Raw genomic sequence first — 12,737 nt, 5'->3', positions numbered from 1 at the left:
ACAACCTAAATACTTGAAAGTATAAGCTGGCTCAAGGCACCGAAGCCTAACGCACGACTTTATGGTTAATCACATTGAAAGCCGGCCTGAACTCAGCAGGGGATAAAGATTCAAAAATGACCTCTGCGGGTAAATGGTTGGGTGTTAATGGTTCAATTTTAGGGGCCAGATCCAACTCAACGGGTTTACCTTCCAGATATCGCACAGCCTGATCGATAGAGATCCGGGCTTGTTGGGCCATTTTATCGGTCGGAGAAAACAGAATTTTTCCCCGGCGCAGGCCACGATAGACACCATGGCTGAGGTAAGTGGATACGATCTTAATGTCATCTGTTTTCTTTGTTGCCCGTAATTCACTGATAGCCACTTCAGCGGCGACAGCTCCACCTGCAATATAGTCAATGTTCGGATGGGAAGTGAAAAGTTGCTGGATAAGATTACGTTGCAGCTCTTTGCTGTTATCAGCCCACAGGGTTGCTATGATTTCGATATCACTGTTTTTCACCGCGTCGTGAAATCCCTGGGTAACTGGTTTCGTTCCGCCCCGTTGCTTTGGGCCCGGCAGCCAGGCGACCTTGACTTTACCACTGCCCGCGGGGTGGCGTTTAGCTAGGAAATCACCGGTCTGTTTTCCCATGTAGTACCAATCGACCCCCACCTTCGCTTTAACATGCTGTTGAATGTCGGGATCACTCATGTCGATATCATTAATGGCAGCAAAAATGGGTATATTACCCGTGAGTTGAGAAAGCGTCCCGTTGTAGGCTTTGCTGTCTACGGTTCCTAAAATAATGGCATCTGCACCCCATTGACGGCAGTAGCTTAGTTGGTTTTTCTGTTTTTCCAGATTAGGGTAGCCACCCGCTTCTAACACCGTGAGTTGAATGCCCGTGCGCTTCGCCTGTTCAATCATGCCGTAATTAATAGATAACCAGTATGAATCCTTCAGGTGCGGATATACCGCACAAATTTTCCACGGTTTTGAGGCTGACTGAAGTGGCTGATAGAGAATTGCCTGTGACCTCTTGTCGGCCGAAAATGGTGGCTGATGGGTGATCACCTGCCTCCCATATGCTGAGTGGAAGGAGAAAAAGAGGAATAAAAAAGAAAAAACACGCAATTTAAACATCATTGTTAGCATCTATACCTGTATCGCTGGCAAAATAGTAATGCTTTCTGTCCTGGGGTTAAACCCAATTTTTAGAGATATGGTCCTGATCTATGTCATTTACCCGAAACAGTATTGGTCGAAAACTGCTGTTAGCCTTCTCAGCCATTGCTGGACTGATGATTATTGCCGTGGTTATTGGCGTGGCCGGTTTTTCGCTGGTTGCTAAAACTGAGCGCACCGTTATTAATTCTGCAGTACCGGCACTGGCAGAAGCGCGGCAGCTCTCTGATCTTAGTACACGTATCATTTTTACGGCTCAGGTGTTGACCACATCGAAAGACGAGAGTGAACGGCAACGGCAGGGACGGGCACTGACTATTCATATCGAAGGGCTGAAAAAAAGCCTGAAGGCGTTGGATCGGTATTCGTTTGAGAACGAGTTAATGACGCAACTGGAAGAAGACGTCAAAAACATTGTCGATAACTTAGCGCTGCTAGGGCTGTTAGTGGGACGCCAGATTGATTTGCAAGAGCAGGTCCATATTCTGACCGACGAAATGTCGGCGGCGACACAGCAGATTGACTCTTTATCACAGTCTCAGGTTTCTAATGCCAACACTATTGCCGTTGCCAACGTTTCACGTATCTATGATTTAGTGGCAGTGGGAGATAACTCGGCGGTATATAAAGCACTTGATAGCTTGGTTGAAGTCGATATGGATTTATCGGAGCGTTTGTTTGAACTGCGTTTCTTGTCGCTTCAGGTGATTAATATACTTGATGACTCTAACAGACAGACTGATATCACAGCTCTTTCCGAGTTGAAAACGCGATTTATGAATGCCATTAGCGTGATGAGCCATCGGGTGAAATCGGTTGAAGATCCTAATCGTTCTCTGCAGTTGGGGGAGTTGACCGAGAGATTGAACCGTGGTGGTTTGCTTTTCGCAACATTGGAACAGCTGCTGTACGCCAAACAAGATGTTGAACGGCTTGATCAACAGAATCTGATTTTGTTTCAACAGTTAAATAACCGGGTTGATGACATCATCGATGCTGCCAATAAGGGAACTCAGCTTGCGATATCCGAAGTCGATGAAACCCTGACCCTAGCAAGAACCAGTCTGATTGGTATCTCAGCGATTGGTATGCTGGCAGTGGTATTGATCATGTGGCGTTTTGTGTATGCCCGGGTGATCCGCCGGATCAATGATTATAGCCAGGCCCTGTTATCTCTGGCGCGGGGTGACTTGGAAATTCGCTTAACGATAAAAGGTGACGATGAGCTGGCCCAGATGGGCCGAGCGATCATGGTGGCACGTGATACCGCTTCAGAACGTTATCGTCTGGCGCAAGTGGAATCAAAAATCCGCCACGAACTGCAGCAGCATAAAACCAGCCTGGAAGGCTTGGTCGCACAGCGAACCAGTGAACTGGAAAAAACCAATGCACGGTTAAATATCGAAGTGAAGAACCACGATAAAGCCAGAGCTGAGGCTGAAAAAGCTAACCGGGCTAAATCAGTATTTCTCGCCACCATGAGCCATGAAATTCGGACCCCAATGAATGGTGTATTAGGCACCGCATCGTTGTTGGGCGATACCGGGCTTAATCAGCAGCAGGCGAAGTATCTGGAGGTGATCCACCGCAGCGGTGAAACCTTGCTCGATATTCTTAATGATATTCTCGATTATTCCAAAATTGAAGCGGGTCACCTGGATATTCGTGCCGCAGATTTTTCTTTGTCTGAGCTGTTAACCGACGTTTATAACATACTTGAGAGCCGCGCATTGGCTAAACGCATTCAGCTGATCTGCAATATTGATGATCAGATCAATGATATATGGGTTGGCGATGCGACCCGCATTCGTCAGGTATTGGTTAATTTGGTGGCTAATGCCATTAAGTTTACCGATGAAGGTTATGTGAAAATTCAGGTAGGCATCAATCCCCTGCAGGGTGATGAACTGTTATTTAAGGTAGAAGATACCGGGATTGGTATTGCCAGGAGTGAACAAGCGACGCTTTTTACCGCTTTCCATCAGGCCGAAGAGGGCCGCAAAGCGATTGGCGGAACAGGCCTTGGACTTGCCATCAGCAAGCATATTATCGCGGCGATGAATGGTGAGATTGGTTTGCATTCCACATTGAATGAAGGCAGCTGTTTCTGGTTCACGATTCAACTGGAACAAGGTAAACAGTCGCAAGTTCTTGAGAAGCAGGTAATGAACGTGCCATCGGCATTCATTTTGCTGGTGGAGGATAATCCGGTAAACAGTCTGGTTGCGGAAGGTTTTCTTAACCGCCTGGGCCATACCGTTATCATTGCCGCAGACGGGAAGGCGGCTGAGCAAGCATACCGTGAGCACGAGTTTGATATGGCACTGCTCGATATACATTTACCTGATACCGATGGGGTGACCTTGCTTCACCGTCTGCGCCGAATTGAAGCTGCTAAGCACGGTGAATCGTGGCGTGAACCCACCCCTATGGTGGCTTTTTCTGCTCATGTATTCCGCGAGGAAGTAGAAATTTATCTTACGTCCGGTTTTGCAGGTTTTTTACCTAAGCCGTTGGTTGAAAAGCAGCTAATTGAGACCATCAATAGTATTCTGAAAGGGGATAAACGCGTGGCGATAGAACAAGGTGCACTGGCGGTGGAAGGTAAACTGGAAGAAACGGAAACGGTTGAAGCTGACGTTTGCGAAGTGGAAACTCTGACGGATGAGCCTATTTTACGAGAATCCGTACTGGGCAATGATCTGCAGGTGTTAGGCGAAGCTCAGGTCCAGCGCCTGATCCAGCTGTTTGCGACATCATCCGGTCAGACGCTGCAACAGCTCGAAGCGGCAATTGAGGCGGGTGATATGAATGAAACATCCAAACAGGCCCATACCCTTAAAGGCGCAGCCGGTACCATGGGTCTGATACGTTTGCACGACAGGTGTTCAGTGTTTGAAAAAGCAGGTAAAGAAGGTTCAGTGGGTGGCCTGAACGTTGATGAACTTGCAGACGTCTTCGAGCAATCCAAACAGGCTCTGGAAGCGGCGTTTGGATCGAAATAATAGTAATAATTACTCAGTAAAGTAACGAACTATCGGGATCCAGGCCTTATTTTTTTAATTCTAGTTTTTTCTCTATTAATGGTGTGATTGCCTACACATAATGATATTTGTTGGAGGAATAAACTAACCGTGCACTAAATAATCAAAATAATAATGACGCATGGAGAGATACGATGAACAAAACCTCTGTCACCATACTGTCGGCTGCGATCTTGTCAGCATTAAGCATGAGCGCTAACGCTTGTACCGGTTTGATTGTCGGCAAAGGGGCTTCTGTTGATAGCAGTATTATGATCGCCCGAAACGAAGATTTTGGTATTAATAATTGGAACAAATATCTGGCTTATCGCCCGGCGCAGGTGAATGACGCGGGTGAGTGGAAGCTTGGCAATGGCCTGACCGTACCGATGCCTGCTCATTTTTATGCCTATTCAGCAATTCCGGATTGGGATGCGAATACCGTTGACAGCGCAGGAAAATATTACGAAGAACGCGGTATTAACGAATTCAATGTGGCGGTTTCAGCCACAACCAGCGCGGAAGTCAATGATAATGCGAAAGCTGCTGATCCGCTGATTGATGATGGCATCATTGAAGCCATTATTCCGACCCTCATTTTACCGCAGGTTAAAACCGCGAAAGAGGGGGTTGAATTACTGGGTCACTACATTGAAACTTATGGCGCTGGTGAAGGGAATAGTCTGTATATTGCCGACGTCAATGAAGCCTGGTTATTTGAGATCGGCTCTGGTCATCATTGGATTGCGGCAAAAGTACCAGACGACAGTTATGCCATGATTGCGAACGGCTTGCGGGTACATGGTGTTAACCTCAATGACAAAAATATCATGCACTCCAACGGGCTGCTGGAATTTGTAACAGAGAATCAGCTGCTAAAAGCCCCCGATCCTGAGTCATTCAACTTTGCCAAAGCCTTTGGCGTTATCGGTGATACGTACAATGTTGACCGCGAATGGCTGGGGCAGAATATGCTTACGGCCTCAAACAAGCAGGCAACGCGCCAGCAACAGTATCCATTGTTTATGAAGCCCGATAGCAAACTCTCAGTGCAAGATGTGGCGAACGTTCTGAGTGCAACCTACGAAGGAACTCCTCTGGCAGAAGATGGCGAGCGTCCAATTCGTGTTGAACGACAGTTAGAATCACACATTATTCAGCTGCGTAAAGAGATGCCCCATGAACTGCAGGGGATGATCTGGCAAAGTTATGGGGTGCTGGCTGAATCGGTATTGGTACCGTTGTATGGCAATTTGCAGGACTATCCAACCCCATACACTACCGGCAGCGATACCTACAGCGATGATTCTGCTTATTGGCAATTTAGAAGTCTGACGGCATTAGCGACAGCTAAGCCCGAAAAATATTTGCCGATGCTGAAAGCAATCTGGGATAAAGAAGAGCACAAGTTATATAAGCAGGTCAGTAATATGGATGAGACCCTAAAAGCGCTGTACAAGTCTGACAAGCAAGCCGCATTGGATATGGCATCGGATTATTCTTATGAGCAATTACAGCGCACCTTAACCATGGCGACTGACATACGCTACAAAATGATGACTGACTTAACCAAAAGTACCGAGAAGAAATATTCAGAAGAAGAGTTTAAGAAAATTATGAGTTTGTGATCCCTGCGGGGATTAATGAATAACGAAAAGCCTCTTCGGAGGCTTTTTTTTACGCAAGGTAAAAAATAACCCCGAGAGTGAAAACTCTCGGGGTTATATCAGCTAAAGCTTAAAGGAAGAATTACTTCTTCTTCTTCTCGTTAGCTGCTTTAACTTCTGCGATTACTGTTTCAGCAACGTTTGCTGGACATGGTGCATAGTGTGAGAACTCCATAGAGAACTGACCACGACCAGATGTCATTGTACGCAGGTGACCGATGTAACCAAACATTTCTGAAAGAGGAACATCAGCTTTAATACGAGAACCAGTCAGACCAGCCATTTGGTCTTTGATCATGCCACGACGACGGTTAAGGTCACCGATAACATCACCAACGTGATCTTCTGGAGTGAACACGTCTACGTGCATGATTGGCTCAAGAAGCTGAGCACCCGCTTTAGGCATAGACTGACGGAATGCGCCTTTCGCTGCGATTTCAAATGCTACTGCAGATGAATCGACTGCGTGGAAACCACCGTCAACTAGTTCAATTTCAACGTCAAGAACAGGGAAGCCAGCTAGAACACCGGTATTCATCATGCCCTTAAAGCCTTTCTCGATTGCAGGCCAGAATTCTTTAGGTACGTTACCACCAACAACAGATGATTTGAACGTAAAGCCAGAACCTACTTCGCCAGGGCGCATGAAGTAATCAATCTTACCGAATTGGCCAGAACCACCAGACTGTTTCTTGTGCGTGTAGCTATCTTCAACTGCTTGAGTGATAGTCTCACGGTAAGCAACCTGAGGTGCACCAACAATAAGGTCAACGCCGTAAGTACGCTTAAGGATATCAACTTTGATATCCAGGTGAAGTTCACCCATACCTTTAAGGATGGTTTCACCAGTTTCTTCGTCAGTTTCAACCTGGAAAGATGGATCTTCTGCAACCATTTTACCGATTGCGATACCCATTTTCTCAGAGCCGCCTTTATCTTTAGGCGCAACAGCAATTGAGATTACCGGAGTCGGGAAGATCATCGCTTCAAGCGTACATTCGTGCTTAACATCACACAGAGTGTGACCAGTCTGAACGTTCTTCATACCAACAACAGCGATGATATCACCAGCTTGAGCGCTAGAAAGTTCGTTGCGCTGATCCGCCTGCATTTCAACCATACGGCCGATACGCTCAGTCTTACCAGTAGCACTGTTAAGAATTGTATCGCCTTTGTTCAACTTACCTGAGTAGATACGGATGAAAGTAAGGGCACCGAAGCGGTCGTCCATGATTTTGAACGCAAGCGCTTTTAGTGGCTCATCAACAGATACGGTAGCAACTTCACCAGTTGGCTCACCAGTTTCTGGATCTGTCAGCGGCTGTGGATCAACTTCTGTTGGAGACGGCAAGTAATCAACAACTGCGTCAAGTACTAGCTGCATACCTTTGTTTTTGAATGCAGAACCACAGAAAGTAGGGAAGAACGTACAATCACGAGTACCTTTACGGATACAGCGCTTGATGTCTTCGATAGAAGGCTCTTCGCCTTCCATGTAAGCTTCCATTAGGTCGTCGTCCTGCTCAACAGCAGTTTCGATCATCTCTTCACGGTAAGCTTCTACGTCATCAACCATGTCCGCAGGGACTTCTTTGATCTCGTAGTTTTCAGGAAGACCTGTGTCATCCCAAACGTAAGCTTGACGGTTTAGTACGTCAACAACACCAACGAAGTCATCTTCACGGCCGATTGGCAGCGTCATAACTAGAGGCGTAGCACCCAGAACTTTTTTAATCTGGTCAACAACGCTGAAGAAATCTGCACCCATACGGTCCAGTTTGTTTACGAAAATGACACGTGCTACTTCTGAGTCGTTCGCGTAACGCCAGTTAGTTTCTGACTGAGGCTCAACACCACCAGAACCACAGAATACACCGATACCGCCATCAAGTACTTTCAGTGAACGGTATACTTCAACTGTAAAGTCAACGTGTCCAGGAGTATCGATAACGTTAAAGCGGTGATCTTTCCAGAAACAGCTTACTGCTGCTGACTGGATAGTTATTCCGCGCTCAGCTTCCTGTTCCATGAAGTCAGTTGTTGATTCACCATCATGAACTTCACCAGTCTTGTGGATTTGACCAGTAAGTTTCAGGATACGCTCAGTAGTAGTGGTTTTACCCGCATCAACGTGCGCGAAAATACCAATGTTTCTGTATTTAGATAAATCTGTCATTGTCTTACTCTATAGAAAATGAGGTTCACAGTTCGGTGCCGGAGTATATCACTTATTACTGCGAACAGAACATAGGTTTAGGGTCATTTAATGACCATTCGTGTCGCTTTTTTCAGAAAGACTGCCAAATATGGCTATCGACCGAGTACTGATGTAAGCAAATAGCTTTGCGAACGGCAGGATCTTGTCGTTTAGTTTAGTCTCTCTGTGGTAATTATTTTTCGCGGCTAAAGCTTATTATCACTAACAGAAAATCCAGATAATTGCTCAATCCGAGAAAACAGAGCTGGACTACTCCAGCTCTTCTGCTTCGCGTAGCCGTTCCCGGCGATCTTGTTCTTCGGCAAAAACCGCTTTAATCTCTTCCAGTACGGAATCGATATCAGCCACTTCTGTACTTTCTTCAAAGTGACCCGTTAGCTCAATATCAGGGTGCAATTCACCGGCCTCAAACAGGGCCCAGATTTCTTTGGCGTACTGGCTGTCTAGCAGTTCGGGGGCGTACTGAGCGTAGTAGCTGGTCATATTGTTGACATCTCGCGCCAGCATCCATTGAGCATTGTTATTTGCTGCGGCATCAACAGCTTGAGGAAGGTCGATAATGACGGGGCCGTATTCATCCACCAAGACATTAAATTCTGACAGATCACCATGTATCAGCCCGGCGCAAAGCATGCGCTTAACATATTCCATGACAACAGCGTGATCTTCACGTGCTTGTTCGGCGGACATTGATACATCGTTCAGGCGTGGGGCAACCAAGCCTTCATCATCAGTGACCAGCTCCATTAGCAATACGCCGTCAAAGCAGCCATAAGGCTGGGGAACGCGTACACCAGCAGCGGCTAACGTATAGAGCGCATCGACTTCGGCATTTTGCCAGACCTGTTCTTGCTGCTCACGGCCGAACTTGGAGCCTTTCTCCATCGCCCGGGCGCGGCGGCTATTTCGTACCTTGCGGCCCTCGCGGTATTGCACGGCTTGTTTAAAGCTGCGCTTATCCGCTTCCTTGTAGACCTTCGCGCAGCGAACATCATTGCCGCAGCGTACTACATAGACGCTGGCTTCTTTGCCACTCATCAGCTGGCGGATGACTTCATCCACTAAGCCGTCATCAACCAGTGGCTGGATTCGTTTCGGTATTTTCATCGCGTCTTTATACCTTAAACTGACCATTAGCACGAACTTTTTTGTGTGTAATGTTATTCCGGCCCAGTTTGATTTTCAACAACACCTTGAATTACTTCCGTTGCTACTGCTTGCCTTAAGATTGCTAACCTTAAACCTGCTTTGTGCGGTAGAATTCACGTTATTAATTGGTAACTATTAGAGTCAGGCAAATGTCTCAGGAAGAAATTGAAGTTGAAGCGATTGGTATTGAGGTCTCTTCTCAACCTATCGAGCTATATAAAGTGTTGAAAATTGCTAATGCGGTGAGTGGTGGCGGTGAAGCCAAATTTGCAATCGCAGAAGGGTATGTGGTGGTTAACGGTGAACTTGAGCAGCGTAAACGCCGTAAAATGTATGACGGTGATTTGGTCGAGTTTAATGAAGAATACTATGTGGTGCTTTGTGATCAGCCCGTTCAGGAGCCTATAGAAGAAGCCGAAAAGCCTAAATCAAAGACATCAGCGCCGAACAAGCCACAACAAAAGAATGCTAAAAAAAGCAATAAAAGTACGGCTAATAAGAAAGGTAACAAAAGCAGTAATGGAAATAAAGGCGGTCAGAAGAAATCATCTTCTCCCAAAGAGATCAGTAAAGCAGACCAGTCAACAGGGCGTAAGCTAATCAGTTTTTAAGGTGATGGCCATCAAATGATTGCCCTGATGCTATTGTTCATCCATTTTGGCGACAGCTAAAAATGTCAACATGCCATTGAGATCCAGATAGCCGTCTGATTTTTTAGTTTTGCGTAGAAATTGATAGCCCGAAACCATGCGAACAAGCTCTCCGAGTTGCAGTTCTGATAAAGACTGCTCACTGATCGCTTGATATGCAGCTTTTAGGGCTTCTTTATCAACAACTTCAGCATGGCGGTATAAATAGCCGCATCCCGTTGCTAACCATTCCAGCGAGCAGTTTGCTTTCATCGCAATTTGGTTGGCTTTACTCAGGCCGGGCTCGCTGCCTTTGAGGTATTTGCGGATCAGAGCTTCACTGAGCTCGACCCGGCGGGCAAAGCCGCTGATGCTCTCTTCACCAATTAATATCTTGAGGCGTTCGGCAAATGCCATAATTCGTACTCCAGTTCGAGGTTTCCCCTTTGTAGCATTGCGGCTCTGGCGAAACAAGCCTAGGATGGAAACAGAATTTTCGGGAGGAAAAAGATCATGGTTGCAAAAGTAGAATTAACCCCGCAAGGCCCACAATTTTCTGAGCTTGTCCAAGGCTATTGGCGTTTGGCCGATTGGGGTATGACAGCGCAGGAGCGTCTGTCATTTTTGAAGTTGCATATTGAGCTCGGAATAACCACGGTCGATCATGCTGATATTTATGGTGGTTATTCGTGTGAACAGTTATTTGGTGAAGCCATCGTGCTGGATCCGAGTATTCGCGAGCAAATAGAGATCGTGACAAAGTGCGATATTAATTTATGCACAACGCAATTCCCTAATCGCAAAATCAACCATTACGACACCAGCAAGCAGCACATTATTGAGTCTGTGAACAACTCATTAACTCGTCTGCATGTTGAGAATATCGATGTCTTGCTGATCCACCGGCCTGACGCATTAATGGATGCTGACGAAGTTGCAGAAGCTTTTGCTGAACTCAAACAGCAAGGCAAGGTGAACCATTTCGGCGTGTCGAATTTCTCGCCCGCTCAGTTTGATTTGCTGCAATCTCGCCTGGATGCACCGCTGGTGACTAATCAGGTTGAAATTAATCCCCTGAACTTTGACGTCGTTCATGACGGTACGTTAGATCAGCTGCAAATGAAACGTACCAAGCCGATGGCTTGGTCTTGCCTGGCGGGTGGCGAAATTTTCTCTGGCCAGTCAGAGCAACAAGTTCGTGTACGTAACGAGTTAGAAGCCATTCGCCAGGAAGTCGGTGCGGTGAGTCTCGATCAGGTGATTTACGCATGGGTGAAGCGTCTGCCATCGAATCCGTTGCCAATTATCGGCTCCGGTAAGATAGAGCGAGTGCAGGCGGCAGTTGAATCACTCAGGATTGAGCTGACACGCGAACAGTGGTTCCGGGTATGGGCGGCTTCGAAAGGCCATGGTGTGCCATAAGGCATTCTCTTAAAAATCACCGAAAATAAAATGACATAATGGCAGTCAGAAGAGGGTTATAAGCCTAATTCTGACTGCCATTTTTGCGGACTATTTTTTATCTGAAATATCGCCCGTCGAAGTCGGGTTGGCTTTATCGCCACTCCACTCGAACCAGCCGCCATCAAAGACGCTGATATTTTTCCACCCCATGACATAGGCGTAGAAGAACGTTTCAGAGGCACGCCAACCGGTGCCGCAATAGAAAGAGACTTGCTGGGACGGGTTGATATTCCATTGCTGCCAGAGATTTTCGATGTCTTTAGCACTTTTCATGGTGTCATCAGGGTTGCGAAAATCTTCAAGATGATTGGCATCGCTACCGGCGTGGCCCCATTTAGAACCGGTAATTCGTCCTTTGGGTTCGATATACTTATAACCACTGGTCTTGCCGATATATTCGTCCCAGGTTCGGATACTGACTAATGATTGTGTCGCAGGTGCCTTATTCAGCATCGCCTTAGCTTCTGCTACATCAATGATCAGATCTGGATTTGCAGGAATTTCCCGACCAAAATCGACGGGAGTGTTATCGCTTTTTAACATCGGTTCGGTGGCGTATCCGGCATTAACCCAAGCCTTCCAACCCCCGTTAAGCAAACGCACATCTTCAACACCGGCATACATCATGATGTTGGCAGCGCGGGCGGCAGCCATGTTATTACGGCCATACAGGATTACTGTGGTGTCGTAGCGGATGCCCAGTTCTCGAATAACCTTGGCTAACTTCTCGTCGCTGACCCGGTTCCACCATGGCTCTGATTCAATCTCATTAGTATTGAGATACCGTGCGGTTGGAATGTGAGAGGCAAGGTGTTTGGTTGGTGGCCCCCAGGCAACCTCGACTAATTTATACCCTTTCTTGGGAGCATAATGAGGCTGCTGGCCTTCCACGACCTGCTTTACCCACTTAGGCGTGACCAGTTGCTGGAAGCGAGGCAGGGCATCAAGTTGACCAGAGTACAGGCTAATTGGCTGGTCGATGATATTAACCGCGGTTAGACCTTGATCTTTTAGGGCTGAATTCACAAGTGCGCTTGCCGTGTTGTCACAATATAGATAGGTCGGTTTATCAACCATGACCTTTTTCTCGTTCAGCAGTTGCTTGAATTGTGCTGGTTCAATACTTTTCAGCCAGCCTGCATCGATATTGATTGCACCAGGGAAGTGCCCGCCACGTTTAGCGTCAGCTTCCGGCCAGCCGTTATAGTAGTTGCTGGAGCGGCAGTCTATTACCTGAATATCTGAAGAGGGGATGACTGATAGGTCATCAAAGGTGATTGCTTGCAATTCAAAGCTGATAAGCATGATGACAGGGAATATTGTTTTGCTGATAGCGTGCATCATAAAACCTAATTGATTGAAGATTTCTGATTATATACCCAACCAACTTCAAGCGCTCGTTTCAGCGAAAATTTC

General features: G+C 46.7%; 9 protein-coding genes. 4 read left to right on the top strand and 5 right to left on the bottom strand.

Annotation, left to right across the window (positions count from 1 at the left end; translation table 11 throughout):
• Positions 1-46 precede the first annotated feature (46 nt).
• Complete coding sequence (gene torT / locus R3289_RS01575) at positions 47-1,141, bottom strand: TMAO reductase system periplasmic protein TorT (protein ID WP_318923598.1); 1,095 nt, start codon at positions 1,139-1,141, stop codon at positions 47-49.
• A gap of 80 nt (positions 1,142-1,221) precedes the next feature.
• On the opposite strand from torT, the gene torS reads away from it, so the two are divergent.
• Together torS and R3289_RS01565 are read left to right on the top strand one after the other, a co-directional pair.
• A complete protein-coding gene (torS, locus tag R3289_RS01570) occupies positions 1,222-4,176 on the top strand; it encodes a TMAO reductase system sensor histidine kinase/response regulator TorS (RefSeq protein WP_318923597.1) in 2,955 nt (984 codons plus the stop codon).
• A 173-nt stretch (positions 4,177-4,349) separates the two neighbouring features.
• Positions 4,350-5,822, top strand: a complete 1,473-nt coding sequence (locus tag R3289_RS01565; RefSeq protein ID WP_318923596.1) for a C69 family dipeptidase — start codon at positions 4,350-4,352, stop codon at positions 5,820-5,822.
• Between the two features lie 121 nt (positions 5,823-5,943).
• On the opposite strand, the gene fusA is transcribed toward R3289_RS01565, so the two are convergent.
• Both fusA and R3289_RS01555 read right to left on the bottom strand, forming a co-directional pair.
• The gene (gene fusA / locus R3289_RS01560) at positions 5,944-8,037 is read right to left on the bottom strand and encodes an elongation factor G (RefSeq protein WP_318923595.1); all 2,094 of its coding nucleotides are present in this window, start codon (positions 8,035-8,037) and stop codon (positions 5,944-5,946) included.
• Positions 8,038-8,328: 291 nt separating this feature from the next.
• The gene (locus R3289_RS01555) at positions 8,329-9,186 is read right to left on the bottom strand and encodes a PA4780 family RIO1-like protein kinase (RefSeq protein WP_318923594.1); all 858 of its coding nucleotides are present in this window, start codon (positions 9,184-9,186) and stop codon (positions 8,329-8,331) included.
• A gap of 191 nt (positions 9,187-9,377) precedes the next feature.
• Between R3289_RS01555 and R3289_RS01550 the strand changes: the two genes are divergently transcribed.
• Entirely contained in the window at positions 9,378-9,839 is a 462-nt protein-coding gene (locus R3289_RS01550; protein WP_318923593.1) for an RNA-binding S4 domain-containing protein, read from the top strand.
• 30 nt (positions 9,840-9,869) lie between these two features.
• On the opposite strand, the gene R3289_RS01545 is transcribed toward R3289_RS01550, so the two are convergent.
• Positions 9,870-10,274, bottom strand: coding sequence for an XRE family transcriptional regulator (locus tag R3289_RS01545; protein ID WP_318923592.1), 405 nt, complete (start codon positions 10,272-10,274; stop codon positions 9,870-9,872).
• A 96-nt stretch (positions 10,275-10,370) separates the two neighbouring features.
• Here R3289_RS01545 and R3289_RS01540 point away from each other — a divergent pair, with 96 nt between their 5' ends.
• On the top strand, positions 10,371-11,279 hold the full coding sequence (locus tag R3289_RS01540) for an aldo/keto reductase family oxidoreductase (RefSeq protein ID WP_318923591.1): 909 nt from the start codon (positions 10,371-10,373) through the stop codon (positions 11,277-11,279).
• 90 nt (positions 11,280-11,369) lie between these two features.
• Here the strand turns inward: R3289_RS01540 and R3289_RS01535 are convergent, their stop codons facing one another.
• Positions 11,370-12,662, bottom strand: a complete 1,293-nt coding sequence (locus tag R3289_RS01535) for a rhodanese-like domain-containing protein (RefSeq protein WP_318923590.1) — start codon at positions 12,660-12,662, stop codon at positions 11,370-11,372.
• Positions 12,663-12,737: the final 75 nt, after the last annotated feature.

This window comes from Photobacterium sp., from assembly GCF_033720175.1.
Lineage (GTDB): Bacteria > Pseudomonadota > Gammaproteobacteria > Enterobacterales > Vibrionaceae > Photobacterium.
The sequence above is the reverse complement of the archived record's forward strand: the minus strand, read 5'-3'. Positions and strand labels throughout refer to the sequence as shown.

What these genes read in the sequence shown, in the direction of transcription:
- torT (WP_318923598.1), bottom strand. Translation starts at nt 1,141, where the DNA reads ATGCTAACAATGATGTTTAAATTGCGTGTTTTTTCTTTTTTATTCCTC.
- torS (WP_318923597.1), top strand. Translation starts at nt 1,222, where the DNA reads ATGTCATTTACCCGAAACAGTATTGGTCGAAAACTGCTGTTAGCCTTC.
- R3289_RS01565 (WP_318923596.1), top strand. Translation starts at nt 4,350, where the DNA reads ATGAACAAAACCTCTGTCACCATACTGTCGGCTGCGATCTTGTCAGCA.
- fusA (WP_318923595.1), bottom strand. Translation starts at nt 8,037, where the DNA reads ATGACAGATTTATCTAAATACAGAAACATTGGTATTTTCGCGCACGTT.
- R3289_RS01555 (WP_318923594.1), bottom strand. Translation starts at nt 9,186, where the DNA reads ATGAAAATACCGAAACGAATCCAGCCACTGGTTGATGACGGCTTAGTG.
- R3289_RS01550 (WP_318923593.1), top strand. Translation starts at nt 9,378, where the DNA reads ATGTCTCAGGAAGAAATTGAAGTTGAAGCGATTGGTATTGAGGTCTCT.
- R3289_RS01545 (WP_318923592.1), bottom strand. Translation starts at nt 10,274, where the DNA reads ATGGCATTTGCCGAACGCCTCAAGATATTAATTGGTGAAGAGAGCATC.
- R3289_RS01540 (WP_318923591.1), top strand. Translation starts at nt 10,371, where the DNA reads ATGGTTGCAAAAGTAGAATTAACCCCGCAAGGCCCACAATTTTCTGAG.
- R3289_RS01535 (WP_318923590.1), bottom strand. Translation starts at nt 12,662, where the DNA reads ATGCACGCTATCAGCAAAACAATATTCCCTGTCATCATGCTTATCAGC.